The following is an 18,866-nucleotide window of genomic DNA, read 5'->3' on the forward strand; positions in this document are numbered from 1 at the left end:
TTTTTCAATTTAATAAGCCAACCATCGCACTTAATTATCTTCTATTTATGATCTTTTGCCTCCTTTATGGCGTCGATATATGCTCCTGGGATATTCTTTCCGCGCCACCAATTAGCGCTCTGCGAATAAATCCAGACATATTCATCACTTGTCTGCAGCGCGCCCCCTACAGAAGACTTGAATTCATTTGGATTAAAGTAATTTCTGGTGGAATCGTCTTGATGCCATCCCTTTTTATTTGAATCCGCGTCTATCCAAATGCCGAACCCGGCCTCCACTTTCTCCCTATACATCTCCGGAAGCGCAGATAGGCGAGCCGTATCTTCCTTAATTACTTTGTACAATTTCTCGAATTCCCCTAAACTTTTAAAATAGTAAGCACCCTCCCCAGCATCAACAAGCATAATCGTTGGCGGTGCTGCTTCAAGGATGCCATCTAAAAAATCCGGAAGTAGTGAATAGTCTTGGTTGCTGGAGGCGAGGTAGGCCCAAGGCATTAGAATTACGATATCCGGAAATTCCTGGGACACCGCAGTAATCAACTCGCGCCCTCGTTGCCGCACTTTTGCCCGATATTCCTCCCGCGTAGCTTTGTGGACATTTATCGAGAAGGCCAAACTGAATGGCTTATCTTGGTATTGCTCGACATCAAACATGAAGCCTTTGCAGTTTCCAGCTTTTGCAACCTTCGCTGCAGCTGAGAAATTATCAACGACGACACTCCAAGCCTGGTCATCGAGCCAATCCACGTTCCCGGGTGTGGCGTTGACCCTCAGAAATCGGTCGGTAAATGACTTAAATGCTGTCTGAGTTAAATCCTCGACCATCTGCTTGAAGCCGGAATATTCGTATCTTGTCGCTCCCCACATCTTCCAAGTGAAATTCGTGCCGTCACTAAGCTTGAGATCGAAGACAAGTCCATCAAACGGCATCATCTCCATATTGTCTATATTCTCTCGTACAAATGCTGTCGTCGGGGAGTCCCATCCCCATTCGATGATCTTCTTTTTTCTATTTGCCTCTTGGCCGGCAGTACCGCTCGCAAGGGTCATTACGGTGCCCACGAATAACGCTATGCCGACGCCCCTTTTCATCGATGCATGCCTTTTTTCGATGCGCCATGCTCGCGAGACTTTGTGTCTCAAGTTTTAGCTTGTGTTACGATCCGCAAGAACACGTGGCGGTTCGTCCGCCTGAAGCTGTCAAGCAGGTCAATTACAAAGTTTGGCTGAGACAAGGATGGCCGCAAGAGTGCTTGCTGCGTCCCGGTGCCGGCGCCCTGTTAATCAGCCACGTCGTCTAGGCATCGCTGCTATACTTCAAAGCAGAAACGACGTTTTTATAAACTACAGCGGGGAGGCCAAAATAAGCGGCGACAACAAGAACAACTCCGACACCAGCTGGAAATTTCATCAGCAGGCTTACAAGAGGTGACTCCGCCCAAGATGGAAGCATAAAAAATGCGGCCGGAAGGATGGTAACGATGACAAGGAGAAGCCGCATCCAATTTATATGAGCGGAGAGCATCCGCCGCGCCCCAATCAAAAGCCCAGAAGAGGTAATGGCAAACGCGAAGAGTTGGCTCAGCCCCGCGCCTATAATACCGATTCTGGGAACCAAGAGGAAATTAAGCGCGATAGAAATCGCCGCTCCGCCGACCCACCAAACGATTGTGTGGTGAACCCTTTTCTCGACAAGATAAACTGTATTCGCGAGATGGATGATTCCGTGAAAAAAAACGCCCGCCGCGACGAATGGAATAACAACCGCGCCGGGATGGAAAGCTGGCGCCGCAAGGAGCCGGATCATATCGCCGCCAGCAGCCGTGACGGCTAACCACACGCAAGCCAGCACCGCGATCGCCCCTTCGGTGATGCTGCCCAGAACATGCGGTCCATCGGAGGGGTGGGCTTCGAACAGCCTTGCGGCCTCGGGCGCCCAGATTGTTAAGAACGCGCCATTGACCGTCATACCGACGATGGCGATGCTATAGCTAATCGAATAGACGCCGACGGTAGCGGCATCCTTAAAGTAAGCGAGAAACCACCGGTCCGAAGAAACCATAATCCAATAAGCCGGAGCGGTTACAATTGCAGCCAGGCCAATGCCAAGAACATGGCGCCGATCCGCCAAACCGAGACCTGACGATTGTAACAATGTGCTTACGGCTGGTAGCCCGAGAATGAGGACAGGGATAAGATAACCGACGAGTAAGGATAAAACGAGCGGAAGTTCATCGCGGCGTCCAAAATAGGCTATGCCGATGGCAATCGCCGACGCTCCCAGGCCAGATGCAATCGTCGCAAAGAATATGGCGTGATAACGGTTATGCAACCTCGCGCGAGCCATGGCCATTGCATTCGCGACTGCAAGTATTACTCCTGAGGCGACCAGCAAGCCCGCATAAGGAGGAGCCAAAAAAGTATCGGAAATTTGCCTCCAGCATGCAACCGACAAAACCGCAGCCAAAACCGAAGCGCCCAACGCGAAGCGCCACGTCAAAGACTCGACGGCTTGGCCTGATGGTGATTTCTGCGCATGGTAAGCGCGAATATAGGAAACGTCAGCGCCTGCAAGCGCGAAAACGGAAAAAAGCGAGATCAAGGTTGTAATTATCGACGCTAAGCCATAGGCGCTTGGCGGTAGAAGATGTGTTAACACTGGCAGGACAATCAGTGATAACACGCGAACGAAGATATTGGCTGATGTCAGCTGAGCTGCGCCAGAGGCTACGCGCCGGATCAACGTCAAACTCTGCTCCCCTTTTGTCTGTTCGCGGTGCGGTGGCGTAGCAGACAGTTCGATCATGGCACCGGACTTCGCTCAACAATGATGTCGCGCATTTGCCCGGGAAGAGACCCTGCGGAAGACCGTTACAGAAGAGCACTGCAAATGACCTCAACTTTAATGGCGTGAAGAAATGGAGCTAGTAGGAACACGGCTGTCGATTGATAGCATAGAGCCGCTTACCCACCACCCTGTTCCACATCCAAATCGGGTAATTCCATTGGCCATTTTACGTTTCGCAAAGCCATGAGACTGAAATTCGATCTGTGAGACATCCAGCCGATTTTCTGCGCGTGGTGCCTGACGTCGTTCGTATCGAAGCCGAACTTTTGAAAAATGATGGCGAGATCGTTCATCAGCACAAAATTAAAGCCCCGCCGCATGTTCTCGATCACCTTTACTGCTTCTGCGACTTTGATCGATGCCGCTTTATAGGTGCCTCGACGTGCGATAATGCCCCTCAGCGGGCAGCTCATCGGATTCGTGCCGTCTCCTTACCGTTCGTGCAAGCCTTAAGCAGCAAAGCTCGGCACAATTTATGACGCCCGTCATCGCTGCCAAAAGCCGCCGAGGTCAAGAAATCCATTTGGCCACGCTACCGCACTTCGGGTGACTCATGTTGCGAGCCCCGTTCCAAATTTCCGTGAAGGCCAAACTGCCTTAGACCGCCAATTCGACCGAAGACCGGGGGAGCCTCACACGAACCCCCCCGCCCATAATCTCAAGCAGAACTTCAACGCGGCCAGTATCGTTCAGCTTACGAAGAATCCCCAACGTTTGGGCAAAAGGTCCGGCGATGAGGCGAACCTTTTGACCAGGCTCAAGAGACTCGAAGAACCGGAGCCTTCCCGCCGTATCAGCCGACTGGATCAGCGTTTCAACGATCCCCTGTCGCACCGGAACCGGCCGATCGTCCATCATAAACAAATTCGTGACTCCCGTCGTGCTGGCGACGCTGCGCCAGCGATCGCGCTCGAGGTTCAGCGCGACAAAGAGATAACGCGGGAACATCGGTGCAATGACATCGCGCATCTTGCGCGCATGACGCACCGTTTTCACATAGCGCGGGAGGAACGAACGAAAACCTTGCCGCCCAAGATGCGTTTTTGCGATCGCTTCCCGGTATGGCGCTGTGTAGGCGAGAAACCACCTTTCGCCCGGAAAGAGGGTTAAATTTTCTGCCTCGCTGCTAAGGGCGCCATCGCACCCACAAACTCTGTTTGGAATGTTAAAATCCACCTTGTGGGTCTGCGACGGATGAACTGGTGAGGTTCCCAATTCATAATCCGTCACCTTTGACGAGGTTTTGGGCATCTCAACCCTTCACCCGACCGCGCGAACGAGACCTTTGAGGCCCCAAAGCAAGTTCTGTTTCAAGCGAGGCAAGCGAACCAAGATTCGGTTTGGCCGGGCCAGACCTGAGCGTCCGCTCAACAAGTTTTAGCCGAGCCCAGTCACCCGTAATCAAGACCTTGGCGGTTTTTGCCAGGATCTTCACATCTAGCCAAAACGAAGCATTGTGAATGTAATATTCATCTAGGGCACTCTTTTCTTCTGGAGTGATAAGATTTCCTCCGTGGACCTGAGCCCAACCGGATATCCCGGGCCGTACGGCAAGTCGTATCCCAACGCTCGGAGGCTGATCGATTGGGAGCAGCGGACGCGGCCCTATGATCGACATCTCTCCACGCAAGACATTCAGGAGCTGTGGAATCTCGTCCAGCCGTGTGCGCCGTAAGAAACAGCCCAGACGCGAAATTCTCTCCTGTTCATCCGGAGGCGCGCCATGACCTTCACCTGGAGCCAACAGCGTCCGAAATTTGAAAAGAAAAAATGCCGCACCGCTTTGTCCCACCCGCCGTTGCCAAAAGATAACCGGCGAACCAATCCCCAGGCGCACCGAAAGGCCAACCACGACCATGACCGGGATAAGGATGACCAACAGTATGCTCGCGACACTTACATCAATGGTGCGCTTGAGCTTCCAATATGTGCGCCTCTGAGCGAGTATGAAGTCCGCCTCGGCGGAATTCTTGAAGGGAAGTGCCGCAGCACGCAAGGTGTGAGCCGCCGGTCCATCGGCCATGTGCTGGACGATCCCACCCCGTTCTGTGAGAAACTCGACTTCCATCGAGGCATCAGATTTGAGGCAGTCCCACGTTGCTTGGGAAAGCTCTGAGCGGTCTGCCGCGACGACAATCCGGCGAATCTCGATCCCATGAATTCTGTATTCGTGAATAATGGTGAGGAGTTCTTCCGGGGACCCGATAACTCGCCGACCATTGAGGATTCGATTGCGCAGGCTCGGGTTGGCATCGAGAATGGCCATGACATTCCCCGCCGAAAACGTATCGATGATGCGAATATAGAAACTCGCAGCGCGATTGGCCCCCAGGACAAGTATATTTTCGACATCCCTCGAACGCGCGCTCTGGAGCTTAGACTCCCCGCGTTGCTTCAGCCTGCCCCGAATCAAACCAGACATGAGCAGAAGAGACCCAAAAACAAAGAACGTTAAGACGGGAACCGATCTTGGGATTCCATCAAGCCGAGTGATCGAAAATGCTACGATTGTCGTGAGTGCACTGGTGAGAAAAGCGCATCGGAAAACGGATAGTAAGTCAGGTATTGAAACGTTCAATAAAATTATATTACAAATATTCGATGTAAGCAGGACAGATATGCCAATTACAAAAGCAATACCACAGAAAAAAGAGGCCTGCCATATCAATTCTGGCTCAAAAAAACGTGTATCGCGCAGCATCAAAGCGAACCACGGTGCGGCTAACGCACAGCATACTTCCGGGAGAGTAACATAGTATCGCCGTTTCGCGCGGGATGCTGGAACAAATGGGATCATGTCTTTGGTAGTAGACATAAGCAACATTCGCTTTGAAGCGTAACCTGAACACTTAGCAGGCACTAGGAATTTATCACTTATCACTATCCCAGATCCATTATGGATACAATATGATTTTTATCAGATACCAATCAATATTAATCACATACCCTACCTGTAGCGTGGCACGAGCAAGCATTCTTGCAGAAACGCGAGTAATGGCGGATTGGAACGCGCGGCGTCGAGAATGGCTGAAGTCGATCGTTAAGATACCGGGGCTCAAGAAGCGGCGGCAGAACCTCAAATTTTTGGGTTTTTCCGTAGACTGCTAGGCCGATAATGCTATCGTCAAATATATTGACGGCTTGCATAATACAGTCCGCATGCATTCAACCCTCAGCTACAAAAGTCCTATGAGGTTCGAGGAGAATGTATGGTGAGATCCTATGGCTCTCCACCAATCAAAGGACAGTCTCAAATATTCTGACGACCGAAAGTCAAGACTCATTTTCTTCTTGCTCTGGCAGGGGAAGTATAACCTCAATCCTCGTGCCGCTGCCTTGACGATCTTGGACCAAGAAGCTTCCTTCAAGGGCTTGAACCCGTTCGCTCATGCCAAGAAGGCCTGAGCCGCGCCCGCGCTGTTGCGGCATTCCGATGCCATCATCCTCGATGATGATGTGGAGGACCGAGTGGCCAAGATCGCGATCGCTTGTTTCCGGTTCAGGCGTATTTTCGAAGGCTAGCCGAACTCTCGCCTGGCTTGCCGAAGCATGCCGAAAAATATTCGTCAAGGATTCCTGGATTACGCGATAGGCGGTGAGGCCAACTGCTTCGCCGACCGAGCTAAGATCACGGGGCGTCTCAAGGGTCAGGATAAGATTAGGACGCGCACCTTGCCAATTCGCGATGAGCCCTTGCAAGGCCGCTCCAAGTCCGAGCTCGGCGAGCTCCGGCGGCCGCAATTGATCGAGCATTCGGCGGATGAGATCCTGCAACGCTTTTCCGGCCGCGTTCAATTCCTCGCAAGTTTTTCGTAGGCAAGTGCGGTCACCTTCGGGCGCGGCGACGGCGTTCATCAAGGTCGCAGCACCTGCACGGATTGAAAAAAGGCAAGGCCCCGCCTCATCGTGAAGGTCGCGGGCAATCTGCCGGCGTTCATCATCCTGCACTTTGATGAGCTGTTCCATCAAGGCAAGCTTCTCATTTCGAACCCGCTCGAGCGTTGTAGCGAGCGAATTGAGCCGAGAAGAAATATTGCGGAATTCCGCCGCGCCCTTGAGTTCAAGGCGGACATGGCTTCTTCCCGCCTCAAGCTCGGCAAGCCCACGCGCCAAAGCGTCGAAGGGACGCAGCGAAAAACGCACCAAAACCAGAACGCCGATCAAAATCACGAGTGTCGCCACGAAACTCGTCGCCGCCAGCGACTCAATATCCGACCAGACTTCTGCAACTTCATCGACTGGATTTGATGCAATGGCGATATAGCCATATTGGACGGCGTTGATCTTCGCTGGAATGATGGTGACTTTTGGCGCCGGTGCGACAAAGGAGACGAACCAATCCGGGATCCCCTTTTCCCGCTCCGAGCGCACTCTGGCAGTCGCAAGCGGCGTAGGGTCGTCACTCGGCAATATCTCGATCTCGAGATGGCGGGAATTTCTCAAATCTTCGAAGAGGTGATGCAGCGAGGGCAGCGGGTCCTTGCTTTCTTGTAGGCTTGCCAGTGAGGTCCCGACGAGTTCGTGCGCCAGAATATCGATGCTGTTGGCCTCTGCCCGGACCCGCGGCCCGGCATGGTTCACCAGGATCGCAATATTTAAAAGTAAAATCGTCAGCAAGACGATTCCAATCAGCCAACTCAATTTTGCTTTTAGAGAAAGGACGCGCATGTCGGCAGCTCGCTTTAGGAGTCGTGCATGGCCTTGCTTGTGCTCTATGACGAGAATCTCGCAAGCATCAAAAGTGGTTGACGCAATGCGGACCCAAAACATTCTGCTTAATGGCGGCGAGCAGCTTGCCCTCGAAGAGAAAGGCCGACCCATAGTGCGTCTCAATATTGAAAGGGCGCCGCGCGTTCATATCGAGCGAGGCGCTATGCATGGCTATGAGCTGACCTTCGGTTGTGAAAAGCCCTGAGCCGGAGCCGCCATAGCCGTCGTTGCAGTCATGCCTTGCCTGTCGGATCCCATCTTCCGATGGATCATCGATTTGCCGGAGCATACAGGATTCGATACTGGTCGCCGGTCGAAAATTGGTGTGGCCGGCCGGCGACACCATCTTCACCAGCAAGGAGAGTGGCCAGGTGGCGAGTTTGGGAGCGTCCGGGATGGGCTGCGGCGTGATCTTCTCGCTCACAGGCCGCTTGAGCTGGAGGAGCGCCCAATCATCGGTGATATGTAAAGCGTGGCTTGCTTTGTCGATGCCAAGGCAAAGGCTCTGTGGATCGAATTCGACGCCCTCGTCGCCAATCTGAAAAAAGCAGTCGCTGACGGGCCGCGTTTGATCAAGATTACGATCCATGAAATTGTGCGCGTTCAAGACCACGAGTTGGCGAGATCCGATCAGCCAAGCGGCGGCGGCGCGCTCAAGCGTCCCTTCTCCTGTTCGACAGAAGAGAACACCGGCACCCGGATATTGACGATAATCCTCTTCCATCATCAATCTTCGCGCATCGCGGGGATAAAGCGCAACCTGTGTGATATCGTTCGTCTTCTGCTCAAGTAGAACCGTACCCACCGCAATCAAGAGAAGTAAAACGGTGGTGCCTGCCATAAGTCTATGGCTGTGCGCGGTGGAGACGCTTGGGGTCTTGGCAGGAGCCCGCATCGCATTCTCCAATACCGGCTTTGAGCCTGTCCGAACAAAGGGGTCGAAAGTCAGAGCCATTCTCCCAGGGGCGGCACAAACATGGCTTTTCAATCCTCCTCCAACGTTTCGCAGCGGTCGTGCCCTTTTTGATCTTTTGGGCCGTTATCTAAGGGACATGGCTGATGTTGCACTGATCTGCAAGCCTGCATGATGCAGATCTGATGGTAAGGAAGTTTCGGCACTGAACTTACCAATTGTTCCCGAAATGCCTTTCCCACAAATCATGGAGACAGAATGAAGCGCACAAACTTATATGCCTGGCAACCGAGGTGTCGCACGAAACTCATCGGGTCGCTTTTGTGACTTAAGAGCGACGATGGCCATGATTTGAATGGCGTTCGAATAGGATGGCGTCACGCGTAATCGCGATCCTTCAACACGAGAAATAATTGAGGCGGTGCCGGAATGCCGAAGAGCGCCGGACGCCGCACCGGGAGGTTCCATCATGAAGAAGCTTCTAAATTCAGTCTCTCTTCTCGCCGTGCTTGCGGTTGCGCCGTTGGGTCTTTCCATCGCCGCTAGTGCCAACGACGAGCTCGATCGTTTGTCGAAAAGCGAAGAGAACTGGGTGATGCCAGGCAAGAACTATCATTCGAACAATTACAGCACGCTGACCCAGATCACGGCGGCGAATGTCAAGGAGCTGCGGCCGGCTTGGAGCTTTTCGACTGGCGTATTGAACGGTCATGAAGGGGCACCGCTCGTCGTGAACGGCAAGATGTATATCCACACCTCTTTCCCTAACTACACATTCGCGCTCAACCTCGATGATCCGACGCGCATCCTGTGGCAGGATAAGCCGAAGCAGAATCCAGCCGCCCGCGCGGTTGCCTGCTGCGATCTCGTCAACCGTGGTCTCGCTTATTGGCCGGGCAATGGCATCACGCCGCCCTTGATACTCAAGACGCTTCTCGATGGCCATGTCGTAGCACTCAATGCGAACACTGGTGAAACGGTCTGGAAGGTCGAGAATTCGGATATTCGTGTCGGTTCGACCCTGACCATCGCGCCCTATGTAGTGAAGGACTATGTCATCGTCGGCTCCTCAGGCGCCGAGCTTGGCGTGCGCGGCTATGTGACGGCTTATGATGTGCGAACGGGCGAGCAGAAATGGCGCGCCTATGCGACCGGGCCGGACGAGGATCTGCTTCTCGCCTCCGACTTCAACATCAAGAACCCGCATTACGGCCAGAAGGGCCTCGGCCTGGCAACTTGGGAAGGCGACGCCTGGAAGATCGGCGGCGGCACCAATTGGGGCTGGTATGCCTATGATCCGGATACCAATCTGATCTATTTCGGCACCGGCAATCCGGCGCCCTGGAACGAGACGATGCGTCCCGGCGACAATAAATGGACGATGACCATTTTCGGCCGCGACGCCGATACGGGACAAGCAAAATTTGGCTATCAGAAAACTCCGCATGACGAATGGGATTTTGCCGGCGTCAATTTCATGACCCTCACCGAGCAGAAGGATAAGACAGGCAAGGATCGCAAGCTTCTGACCCATCCGGACCGCAACGGCATCGTCTATACGCTCGATCGCACCAATGGCGATCTCGTCTCGGCCGATAAGATCGATGACACGGTCAATGTGTTCAAGACGGTCGATATTGCGAGCGGCCTGCCGGTGCGCGATCCTGAATATGGCACGCGGATGGATCATCTCGGCAAGGACATTTGTCCCTCGGCCATGGGTTACCACAATCAGGGGCACGATTCCTACGACCCGACGAAGCAGCTCTTCTTCCTCGGCGTCAACCATATCTGCATGGATTGGGAGCCGTTCATGCTGCCCTATCGAGCCGGCCAATTCTTCGTCGGCGCGACGCTTAATATGTTCCCGGGTCCGAAGGGCAATCGCCAGGCAGGCGAAGGGCTTGGCCAGATCAAGGCCTATAATTCGATCACCGGCCAGTTCAAATGGGGGAAGATGGAGCGCTTTGCTGTGTGGGGCGGCACGACCGCGACAGCCGGCAATATCGTGTTCTATGGAACGCTCGACGGCTTCATCAAGGCCCGCAACAGCGACACTGGCGAGCTTCTCTGGAAGTTCAAGCTGCCATCGGGCGTCATCGGCTATCCGATCGTTTATGAACACAATGGGATCGAATATGTCGCGATCATGTATGGCGTCGGCGGCTGGCCGGGTGTCGGGCTTGTCTTCGACCTGCAAGATCCGACCGCCGGGCTTGGCGCGGTCGGCGCCTTCAAACAGCTCGCCAATTATACCCAGATGGGTGGCGGCGTGATGGTGTTCTCGCTCAATGGCAACGGACCTTACGAAGATTTGAGCGTCGGCGAATATAAGGCCGCGAACTAAACCTCTTTTGAGACTTTCTCTGCGCTTCTCTCCGGACAATTGCGCAGCGCAGAGAAATCGTCGCCCGGATGGGTATCAGACATCCGGGCGGCTCCTCACTTGAGCGCAATCACCTATCGGAACCCCCCATGTCATCTGCCCCCATACCGAAAATTTGCATCGCTTTATTGGCAGATGTCCTGTTGTGTGGCGCGGCTGCAGCACCGCCAGTCCAGCCCGGCGGCGCTGCGCCTGCGCCCCAGGACACCGCTCCCATCTTGCACATCTGCGCAGCCAAGAAAGAGCCGCCTTTCTCACTCGAAGATGGCTCGGGCTATGAAAACAAGATTGCTACCGCTCTGGCTCAGGCCGTGAACCGCAAGCCGCAATTCGTCTGGTCTGATAAGCCCGCCATTTATCTTGTCCGGGACTTTCTCGACAAAAAGCTCTGTGATGTCGTCATTGGCCTTGATACGGGCGATTCGCGGGTCTTGACTACGGCGCCCTATTTTCGGTCGGGCTATGTCTTCGTCTCCCGCGCCGACCGCGATCTTTCCCTGCATAGCTGGTCTGATCCGGTCTTGAAGAGTTTCGGGCATGTCGCGGTTTCCTTCGGCTCGCCGAGCGAAGTCATGCTGAAGGAGATCGGCCTTTATGAAGAGGATATGGCTTATCTGTACTCACTTGTGAATTTCCGTTCGCCTCGCAACCAATATACACAGGTCGAGCCGTCCCGCATGATCTCCGAAGTTATCAGTGGCAATGCCGATCTTGCCGTCGCCTTCGCGCCGGAAGTCGCCCGCTATGTCAAATCCTCCACAGTGCCGCTCAGAATGACGCTGATCGATGATGATGCGAAGCGCTCCGACGGCGAGAAGATCACCCAGCGCTACGATCAGTCGGTCGGCGTCCGCCGCGATGATCAGGCGCTTCTCGACGAGCTGAATGCGGGATTGGGACGGGCCAAACCGAAGATCGATGCAATCCTGGTATCAGAGGGTATCCCAGCGTTGCCGGTAACCAACTGAGCGAGCAGGGACAATTTGGGAAGAAATGATCCAATTATGAAATTCAGTTCTCGTACTTTTGCGTCGATTTTTGGTTTTGGCGTAGGCCTATGCGTGCTTGCTGCTGTGGCTGAAGATGCTAACGTCGAATTGCGCAACACGGTCACAGGAGAACTCCTCGACCTCAGCACAGCGCTTCCCGAAGGGCGTGATACACCGGGCGTGAAGAAGTTCCTGCAGACGGGTGTCGATCCCTATCTGGAAGATGTGAGCTGCCTCAAGGCCGGCGAGCAGACTTTCCTCTCCGCCTGTTCAGGCTGCCATGGCCATATTGGCGAAGGCAAGATCGGCCCTGGTCTCAACGACGATTATTGGACCTATCCGCAGAACACGACCGATGCGGGGCTTTTTTCTACCATCTTCGGTGGGGCGCAGGCGCAAATGGGACCTCAATATGAAAATCTCAACCTCGACGAGATATTGCGGGTCATGTCCTGGGTTCGTCACCTCTACAAGGATGATGTGCAGCATGCGTTCTGGCTGAATGACGAGCAAAAGAAGAAATACCACCCTTATCAGCCGGGTGAAACATTTCCCGACGATCCGCCGGGCCAATGCGCAAAGACCAGCGGAAAATAAGGCTGCGCCTTTTCGGGGCGTGGTCCCCACCACTTTCGTCGCGACGATCAAAGGAGGAAGATAAATGTCGATTCTACGCTGCACAACCACACTTGCAATACTGACCGCGCTCTTCAGTTTCCCCGCTGGAGTCGCTCGGGCTTATGACGGCACGCAGTGCAAAACGCCGGGCAATTGCTGGGAGCCAAAGCCCGGATTCCCAGAAAAAGTTGCTGGGTCGAAATATGATCCGAAGCACGATCCCAAAGAGCTCGCCAAGCAGTCGGACTCGATCAAGGCGATGGAAGAGAGAAACCGCAAGAGGGTTGAATATTTCAAATCGACGGGCAAGTTCGTCTATGACGTGGACAAGATCCCCGCTCAATGAGCGGGGCTTGATCCTGGTGCGCGAGCGGGATTGATCGAGCATGTTCCAGTCCCAACTCTCTGCGTCAAGTCTTGGCGATTGGCGTGAGCGGGCCGCACGCCTTGAGGCCGAGGTCGAGAAGGCGATCCTCGGTCAGTCACGGCTCATTCGCCTCGTGACTATCGCGATTTTTGCCTGCGGTCATGTGCTGCTCGAAGGCGATGTCGGCGTCGGCAAAACAACCCTGCTGCGCGCCGTCTCGCGCGCGCTCGGGGGAGGTTACGCCCGCGTCGAGGGTGCGATCGACATGATGCCGAATGATCTCCTCTATCACACCTATCTGGCAGAGGACGGCCGGCCGCGCGTCGAGCCGGGACCGATCCTGCGCCAGTCGGACAATCTGTCGATCTTCTTTTTCAACGAGATCAACCGGTCGCGCCCGCAAGTCCATTCCGTTCTCCTGCGCTTGATGGCCGAACGAAAACTTACCGCTTTCAATCGTGATTATGTATTTCCTTTTTTGCAAGTTTTCGCCGACCGTAATCTGATCGAACGGGAGGAGACTTTTGAGCTGCCGGCTGCGGCACGCGACCGTTTTCTCATGGAACTCTCCATGGCAACCCCGCAGGATCCGGCCATTCGCGAAAGGCTGCTGTTTGATCCGGAATTCTATGATGTCGATGGCCTGCTGACTCGTATCGGTGAGACGGTCCTCGATTATCGCAAGATTCCTGAAGTCGCCCTGGCTGTGCAGCAGTCTGTGCGGGCCAAAGGAGCCTTGCGATCCTATCTTCTGCGCTTGTGGAGCGCCTTGCTCGATCCGGCTTCTGCCGGCATCGCACTGCCGGATGTTGACCTTGAGAATATTGTGCGGGGCGGCGCCAGTCCGCGTGGTCTCGCTTTTGTCGTGCGCGCGGCAAAGGTGCGCGCCTGGCTCGAAGACCGAGATTATCTGGTGCCGGAAGACATTCGCGAGATTTTTGTGGAAACCATGGCGCATCGGGTGTTCGTCGATCCGGTCTACGCACTGCGCGGCGATGACATTGTCCGTCAGCTTTGCCGCGCTGTTCTTGACGTCATACCGGCGCCATGACCGGCCTGGCGGAAATCGCCTATCGCCCGCGTGGCACTTTTGCCAATGCCGCGATTGGAACGCATCGTTCCAAAATGATCGGCGGCGATGGTGTTTTTCGCGATCAGGCGCTGTTTTGGTGCTGTCCCGATGCCCGGCGCATCGATATTCGCGCTACCCTCAACGATCCGTTCGGTGAAACTTATGTGCGAAGGTTCGAGCAGCGGCGAGCGATCGATGTCTATGCGCTTGTCGATCTCTCCGGATCGATGCGCTATGAAGGCTCGGCCAGCAAGCTTGCTCTATCCGCGAGCCTCTGCGTCTCGCTCGCCTATTCTGTGACCCGCATCGGCGATCGTTTCGGTCTCATTGGCTGCGACGAGCGTATAAGAGAGGACGTTTTCCTTCCAGCGACTCGGGTGCGTCGCGCGGCAGTTGCTGCCGGGAAACGTCTCTTAAGCGTGCCTTGCTATGGCTCAAGCGTCGAGGGTTTATTGGATGCGGCGGTGCTCCTTGGCGGGCGAAGAAAACTTGTCCTGTTGATTTCCGATTTCAGGCAAAATTTTACGTTTCTCGAAAAACTCTTTGATGCGCTTTCCCTCCATGATGTCGCACCGATCTGTCTTGTCGATCCCGACGAGGAAAACTTGCCCCATTGGGGGTTGACGGAGATCGCCGATCTTGAGAGTGGGCGGCGTCGGCTGATTGTCCTACGTCCTTCTTTGCGTGCCCGCTGGCTGGCCTTAGAGGTACTCCGCCGCCGGGCACTCGAACGGCTCTCCGCACGCTATGGACGTGGCCTCTACACCATGAAAGGCCAAATCGATTCGCGCGATCTAACCCGCTATTTGCTGAGCCATTGAGATGAGGAAGCGGCGGACGATCCTGGCGATCTTTTGTCTTGGGCAGATTCTCTTGCCGTCGCTGGCACAGGCGGCCGAGTTGAAGATCCAGGCGCCGCGCCAATTCGGCTATTTCGTCGGCGATCTCATCGAGGCATATGTTGGCATCCGCACGCCGCAGAGTGCGGAACTCCAGCCAGCTTCCCTTCCAACACCCGGCCCGTTGAATGCTTGGCTCACTTTGCGCGGGGTTACTGTTTCGCGCAGCAAAGAGGTCGCCGGAACGCTCTGGCACCTGCATCTCACCTATCAGAATTTCTATCTGGCGCTCGATGTTCGCGAGGTGGAGATTCCGGCTTTGTCGCTGACCTTTCAAGATGGCGGCGAGCAAACCACGGTCGAAGTTCCGAGCTGGCGAATCCGCGTCGCGCCTTTGCGCGAGGTCCTGCCGGAAAAGCAGGAAAATGCAGTTGATTATCTGCGTCCGGATGCCCCGAACGTTCCGGTTGTGGAACGCGGCGAAGTGCGAACCGGCGTCCTTGCTAGTCTGACGGTTCTTTTGGCGCTCTTATGTCTTAGGGATCGCGCCCTATGGCCTTTCCAAAAACGCCGGGCGCGCGTCTTCACCGCGGCGGCACGGCAGATATCGGCGCTCGCTAAGCAAACAACAGGGCCGGAATTTTATCCCGCTGCTTTTCGTACTCTCCATCGCAGCCTTGAGAAGACGGCAGGCCATGCCATCCTTTTTGAGGATCTACCGGCCTATTTACGCAATCATCCGCAATTCGCCCCACTCACCGAGTCGTTTCAGAGATTTTTCGAAGCCTCGCGCGAAGCTTTTTTCAGCGAGACGGACAAAGACTTAAGCCACCTCTTTGGCAAGCCAGATCTCCTCGCCTTCGCCTGGCGGCTTGCGGCGCTTGAGAGGGCTGTGCCATGACGCTTGCGCTCGACTCTCCCGTGGTTCTGGCCCTCTTGCCCTTGGCTTTGACACCCTTCATCTTTTCCGCCTTGCGTCCCTCCTTTATCCCGTCGCTCGAGGCGGCGCCGCCAGACCTTGTTTCCCGCCTCTCTGCCGCGGGTCTCGCCTTCTTCGCCGCCATCTCTATTGCCGCAAGTCTCCTTGCTCTTGCCGGTCTGCACACCGCACAAGGCTTTGTAACCAAAATAGTCGAGGGTGCCGAGATCGTCATCTTGATCGATCGCAGCGGCAGCATGAATGAAACTTTTGCCGGCCGCCAGCCTTCCGGCGAGGAGGAATCGAAAACTTCCGCCGCGAAGAGGATCTTGGCGGATTTCTTCAACGGCGCAGCGCATGATCTTGTCGGCGTCGCCGCCTTTTCTACCTCGCCTATGCTGGTCATGCCGATAACCAACCATCCTGCTGCCTATGAAGCGGCGATCGCGGCGATCGATCGTCCGGGACTCGATTATACCAATATGGCACGTGGGCTTGCCCTGGCACTTTCCATGTTCAAGCCGGGCTTTACCGGTCGCTCGCGGGCGATCCTGCTCGTTTCCGATGGCGCCGCGCTCATCGATCCCAAAGTTCAGGAGGAGCTTCGCTCGGATTTCCAGAAGATCAAAGTCAATCTCTATTGGCTGTTCTTGAGAACGGCGGGCAGCAAGGGCTTTACCGACCAACCCAAGCCCGGCGAAGATACGCCGCAAGCCATGCCCGAGCACCATCTCGATCTCTATTTCAAGACACTTGGCGTGCCCTATCGGGCGTTTGAAGCGGAGGGGCCGCAGGCCGTTACAGAGGCCGTCAATCAAATTGGCCAGCTTGAGCGGCATCCCATGGAGATCGACGAGGCACGGCCAAGAACCGATTTCACGCCGCTGTTGAGCAAGATTGCTTTGCTGGCAACGCTCCTGGTCCTTGCTGCCAAATGGACCGAGACGCGCGCAGGAACGCCTCTCGGCTCGCCGCCGCGGCGGCTCTTGCCGGGAGAACGCCGATGAGATCGCAATTAGCGGACGCCTATAGCCTGCATTTCGTCGTCGCGCAGAAAATCCAGGCCTTGCGGCGCTTCTTGGCAGGCTTCTGGCGCCATATCCGCTCGGTGGTGCTTATTGTGTCGCTTGCCGGATCGGTCCTCGCGACAGCATTAAGCGCTTATCTTTGGATCAACACGCACGCTGCGAACAAAGCCATTCAAGATTTGTCTGCAGGCCGCGACCGGCCGGTGGAGAGCATAGCGGCGCCGGAGGTCCTTCTCGCGCGGATCACCAGCCTGACGAAGCGCGACGACACCGATGCGCCACGCCTCCTCATCGATGGACTTGAGCGACAGGGCGAGATGGAACTTGCCGCCCAGGGCCGCTACAATCTGGCCAATGCGCTCCTACGCAAGGCTTTTGCCGCGCTCGAAAAGGGCGATCTCGAAGCGGCCGGCCCTCTGGTCACTCTGAGCCGGCGCGAATACCGCCGTTCGCTCGCGTTACGTCCCGATTTTTGGGACGCCAAATTCAATTTCGATGTCGCCTCCCGGCTCATTCGGGAATATCCCGAACTCGATCGCACCAGTGGAGACGAGTTGCTCGCCGATCCCAAAAACATTTGGACTGATATTCCAGGCCTGCCGAAAGGCTTGCCTTGATGCGTGCGCGCCTGAATGATCCGCGTCTTCTTTTGCTCGCCACCACCGCCGCTTTGCTGCTCCTTTCCATCGTTGTGCCAAGCATCAAAATCGAACGCAAGGGCTACGACCTCCTCGCGGTCCTTGACATCACCGGCAGCATGAACACGCGCGACTATGTGTTGAACGAAAAGCCGATAAGCCGTCTCGAACTTGCCAAGCTTGCCTTGCGCGATCTCGCCCGAAATCTTCCTTGTCCGTCGCGGTTAGGTCTGGCGATCTTCACCGAACGCCAACCGTTCCTGCTGTTCGAGCCGATCGACATCTGTGCCGATTTCGCTCCCGTCGATGCGGCTATTGCCTCACTCGATTGGCGGATGGCTTGGGAGGGGGACAGCCATATTGCCGCGGGGCTTTACCGGGCCGTGGCGATGGCGAAGGATTTGAGTACGGACGTGATCTTCATCACCGATGGTCAGGAGGCGCCGCCGTTGCCGTGGTCCGGTGGTCCGACCTTTGAAGGCCGGCACGGCGAAGTCGGCGGGCTCATCATCGGCGCCGGCAATTATGCCTTGTCGCCCATTCCAAAATTCGATGACAATGGCCGGGAAACAGGCTTTTACGCCGCCGAGGATGTGCCCCATGAAAGCCGTTTTGGCTTGCCGCCACCTGAGGCGGAAAATCGCGAGGGCTATAATCCGCGCAACGCGCCGTTCGGCTCGACCATAGTTCTTGGCACCGAACATTTATCCTCAGTGCGAGAGTCCTATCTGAAGGAACTCGCCAATATCACCGGCTTGACCTACCGCCATCTCGCACGCGTCCCGGATTTAGCCAAGGCGGTCAGGGACGCAGCTACACCTCGCCCGCGCCCCGGTACCATCGATCTACGGCCCTGGTTCATTGCGATGGCACTTATATGCCTCATTTTCCTTTATCTCGCGTTGCCGATCACCGAGCGGCTTCGCTCTTTCCAGGAGCGCCGCTTGCTCCACCTTTCCACCTTGAAAAGGAGATCTCCTTGAGACTGAACCTTCTTGCCGGCCTGGTTTTTATTTTCGCGTCGCCGTGCCTCGCCCACGGGCCGACCCCGATCAAAGTTGACGAGATTGTCACGATTGCCGCCGACCCGCAGAAGGTGTGGGCGATAGTCGGTGCTTTCGGTGGGATCGCCAAATGGCATCCCGACATCAAGAGCGTTGATGCGACCGGCGGCGATGCGTTGGGCGGTGAACGTACCCTCACTTTTCAAAACGACGCCGCGCTCAAGGAGAGTCTCGATGAATTTGATTCGAGCGCGCTCAAATATTCCTATCGTATGCTCGACCCAAATCTCGATGCTTTGCCGGTCAGCTCTTATTCCATGACCCTTGCGGTGCGCCCGGCGTCGGGCGGAGGCAGTGAGGTCGAGTGGTATGGCCGTCTCTATCGCGGCGACACCGGCAATGAGCCGCCGGATAATCTCAATGATGATGCGGCTCGCCAAGCGGTCGGCAATTTTCTGCGCCATGGGCTGCAGGCGCTTAAGGCGAAATTGGAAGCGAAATAGACCTGACGGGCGAAGATGAGTCGGTGGCAA

The 18,866-nt window shown here is 55.5% G+C and carries 18 protein-coding genes; 11 read left to right on the top strand and 7 right to left on the bottom strand.

The window, feature by feature from the left end; all coding sequences use genetic code 11:
- Positions 1–41: 41 nt before the first annotated feature.
- The 7 genes from QEV83_RS08120 to QEV83_RS08150 form a co-directional block, all read right to left on the bottom strand.
- Positions 42–1,094 (bottom strand): hypothetical protein, encoded by a 1,053-nt coding sequence (locus QEV83_RS08120; protein WP_280130696.1) that lies wholly within the window; start codon positions 1,092–1,094, stop codon positions 42–44.
- 205 nt (positions 1,095–1,299) lie between these two features.
- Positions 1,300–2,808, bottom strand: coding sequence for an oligosaccharide flippase family protein (locus tag QEV83_RS08125; protein ID WP_280130697.1), 1,509 nt, complete (start codon positions 2,806–2,808; stop codon positions 1,300–1,302).
- A 158-nt stretch (positions 2,809–2,966) separates the two neighbouring features.
- Positions 2,967–3,263 carry a hypothetical protein gene (locus QEV83_RS08130; RefSeq protein WP_280130698.1) on the bottom strand — a complete coding sequence of 99 codons (297 nt, stop codon included), beginning with the start codon at positions 3,261–3,263 and terminating at the stop codon, positions 2,967–2,969.
- A 184-nt stretch (positions 3,264–3,447) separates the two neighbouring features.
- Positions 3,448–4,101 carry a transcriptional activator RfaH gene (locus QEV83_RS08135; RefSeq protein WP_280130699.1) on the bottom strand — a complete coding sequence of 218 codons (654 nt, stop codon included), beginning with the start codon at positions 4,099–4,101 and terminating at the stop codon, positions 3,448–3,450.
- A 1-nt stretch (position 4,102) separates the two neighbouring features.
- On the bottom strand, positions 4,103–5,551 hold the full coding sequence (locus tag QEV83_RS08140) for a sugar transferase (RefSeq protein ID WP_280131000.1): 1,449 nt from the start codon (positions 5,549–5,551) through the stop codon (positions 4,103–4,105).
- A 572-nt stretch (positions 5,552–6,123) separates the two neighbouring features.
- Positions 6,124–7,518, bottom strand: a complete 1,395-nt coding sequence (locus QEV83_RS08145) for a histidine kinase (RefSeq protein ID WP_280130700.1) — start codon at positions 7,516–7,518, stop codon at positions 6,124–6,126.
- A gap of 67 nt (positions 7,519–7,585) precedes the next feature.
- Complete coding sequence (locus QEV83_RS08150) at positions 7,586–8,455, bottom strand: serine protease (protein WP_280130701.1); 870 nt, start codon at positions 8,453–8,455, stop codon at positions 7,586–7,588.
- A gap of 487 nt (positions 8,456–8,942) precedes the next feature.
- On the opposite strand from QEV83_RS08150, the gene QEV83_RS08155 reads away from it, so the two are divergent.
- The 11 genes from QEV83_RS08155 to QEV83_RS08205 all read left to right on the top strand — a co-directional run bounded on the left by QEV83_RS08155 (position 8,943) and on the right by QEV83_RS08205 (position 18,836).
- On the top strand, positions 8,943–10,820 hold the full coding sequence (locus tag QEV83_RS08155; protein WP_280130702.1) for a methanol/ethanol family PQQ-dependent dehydrogenase: 1,878 nt from the start codon (positions 8,943–8,945) through the stop codon (positions 10,818–10,820).
- Positions 10,821–10,948: 128 nt separating this feature from the next.
- Positions 10,949–11,827 carry a methanol oxidation system protein MoxJ gene (gene moxJ, locus QEV83_RS08160; protein WP_280130703.1) on the top strand — a complete coding sequence of 293 codons (879 nt, stop codon included), beginning with the start codon at positions 10,949–10,951 and terminating at the stop codon, positions 11,825–11,827.
- 36 nt (positions 11,828–11,863) lie between these two features.
- Entirely contained in the window at positions 11,864–12,445 is a 582-nt protein-coding gene (gene moxG / locus QEV83_RS08165) for a cytochrome c(L), periplasmic (protein ID WP_280131001.1), read from the top strand.
- A gap of 64 nt (positions 12,446–12,509) precedes the next feature.
- The gene (locus tag QEV83_RS08170) at positions 12,510–12,812 is read left to right on the top strand and encodes a methanol dehydrogenase [cytochrome c] subunit (protein ID WP_280130704.1); all 303 of its coding nucleotides are present in this window, start codon (positions 12,510–12,512) and stop codon (positions 12,810–12,812) included.
- 40 nt (positions 12,813–12,852) lie between these two features.
- Positions 12,853–13,884: a MoxR family ATPase gene (locus QEV83_RS08175; RefSeq protein ID WP_280130705.1), complete on the top strand. Its 1,032-nt coding sequence runs from the start codon at positions 12,853–12,855 to the stop codon at positions 13,882–13,884.
- Positions 13,881–14,726: a DUF58 domain-containing protein gene (locus QEV83_RS08180; RefSeq protein ID WP_280130706.1), complete on the top strand. Its 846-nt coding sequence runs from the start codon at positions 13,881–13,883 to the stop codon at positions 14,724–14,726. Before QEV83_RS08175 ends, QEV83_RS08180 begins: the two co-directional genes overlap by 4 nt.
- A gap of 1 nt (position 14,727) precedes the next feature.
- Positions 14,728–15,645: a nonribosomal peptide synthetase MxaA gene (locus QEV83_RS08185; protein ID WP_280130707.1), complete on the top strand. Its 918-nt coding sequence runs from the start codon at positions 14,728–14,730 to the stop codon at positions 15,643–15,645.
- On the top strand, positions 15,642–16,670 hold the full coding sequence (locus QEV83_RS08190; RefSeq protein ID WP_280130708.1) for a vWA domain-containing protein: 1,029 nt from the start codon (positions 15,642–15,644) through the stop codon (positions 16,668–16,670). Before QEV83_RS08185 ends, QEV83_RS08190 begins: the two co-directional genes overlap by 4 nt.
- On the top strand, positions 16,667–17,308 hold the full coding sequence (locus QEV83_RS08195; RefSeq protein ID WP_280130709.1) for an MxaK protein: 642 nt from the start codon (positions 16,667–16,669) through the stop codon (positions 17,306–17,308). Before QEV83_RS08190 ends, QEV83_RS08195 begins: the two co-directional genes overlap by 4 nt.
- Entirely contained in the window at positions 17,308–18,312 is a 1,005-nt protein-coding gene (locus QEV83_RS08200; protein WP_280130710.1) for a vWA domain-containing protein, read from the top strand. Before QEV83_RS08195 ends, QEV83_RS08200 begins: the two co-directional genes overlap by 1 nt.
- Positions 18,309–18,836 (top strand): SRPBCC family protein, encoded by a 528-nt coding sequence (locus QEV83_RS08205; protein WP_280130711.1) that lies wholly within the window; start codon positions 18,309–18,311, stop codon positions 18,834–18,836. The genes QEV83_RS08200 and QEV83_RS08205 overlap by 4 nt, the downstream gene beginning before the upstream one ends.
- Positions 18,837–18,866 lie beyond the last annotated feature (30 nt).

Origin of the sequence: Methylocapsa sp. D3K7, from assembly GCF_029855125.1 — a bacterium.
In the GTDB taxonomy this organism is placed as follows: domain Bacteria; phylum Pseudomonadota; class Alphaproteobacteria; order Rhizobiales; family Beijerinckiaceae; genus Methylocapsa.

Coding starts and splice junctions, on each gene's coding strand:
- QEV83_RS08120 (WP_280130696.1), bottom strand. CDS start 1,094: ATGAAAAGGGGCGTCGGCATAGCGTTATTCGTGGGCACCGTAATGACC.
- QEV83_RS08125 (WP_280130697.1), bottom strand. CDS start 2,808: ATGATCGAACTGTCTGCTACGCCACCGCACCGCGAACAGACAAAAGGG.
- QEV83_RS08130 (WP_280130698.1), bottom strand. CDS start 3,263: ATGAGCTGCCCGCTGAGGGGCATTATCGCACGTCGAGGCACCTATAAA.
- QEV83_RS08135 (WP_280130699.1), bottom strand. CDS start 4,101: ATGCCCAAAACCTCGTCAAAGGTGACGGATTATGAATTGGGAACCTCA.
- QEV83_RS08140 (WP_280131000.1), bottom strand. CDS start 5,551: ATGCTGCGCGATACACGTTTTTTTGAGCCAGAATTGATATGGCAGGCC.
- QEV83_RS08145 (WP_280130700.1), bottom strand. CDS start 7,518: ATGCGCGTCCTTTCTCTAAAAGCAAAATTGAGTTGGCTGATTGGAATC.
- QEV83_RS08150 (WP_280130701.1), bottom strand. CDS start 8,455: ATGCGGGCTCCTGCCAAGACCCCAAGCGTCTCCACCGCGCACAGCCAT.
- QEV83_RS08155 (WP_280130702.1), top strand. CDS start 8,943: ATGAAGAAGCTTCTAAATTCAGTCTCTCTTCTCGCCGTGCTTGCGGTT.
- moxJ (WP_280130703.1), top strand. CDS start 10,949: ATGTCATCTGCCCCCATACCGAAAATTTGCATCGCTTTATTGGCAGAT.
- moxG (WP_280131001.1), top strand. CDS start 11,864: ATGAAATTCAGTTCTCGTACTTTTGCGTCGATTTTTGGTTTTGGCGTA.
- QEV83_RS08170 (WP_280130704.1), top strand. CDS start 12,510: ATGTCGATTCTACGCTGCACAACCACACTTGCAATACTGACCGCGCTC.
- QEV83_RS08175 (WP_280130705.1), top strand. CDS start 12,853: ATGTTCCAGTCCCAACTCTCTGCGTCAAGTCTTGGCGATTGGCGTGAG.
- QEV83_RS08180 (WP_280130706.1), top strand. CDS start 13,881: ATGACCGGCCTGGCGGAAATCGCCTATCGCCCGCGTGGCACTTTTGCC.
- QEV83_RS08185 (WP_280130707.1), top strand. CDS start 14,728: ATGAGGAAGCGGCGGACGATCCTGGCGATCTTTTGTCTTGGGCAGATT.
- QEV83_RS08190 (WP_280130708.1), top strand. CDS start 15,642: ATGACGCTTGCGCTCGACTCTCCCGTGGTTCTGGCCCTCTTGCCCTTG.
- QEV83_RS08195 (WP_280130709.1), top strand. CDS start 16,667: ATGAGATCGCAATTAGCGGACGCCTATAGCCTGCATTTCGTCGTCGCG.
- QEV83_RS08200 (WP_280130710.1), top strand. CDS start 17,308: ATGCGTGCGCGCCTGAATGATCCGCGTCTTCTTTTGCTCGCCACCACC.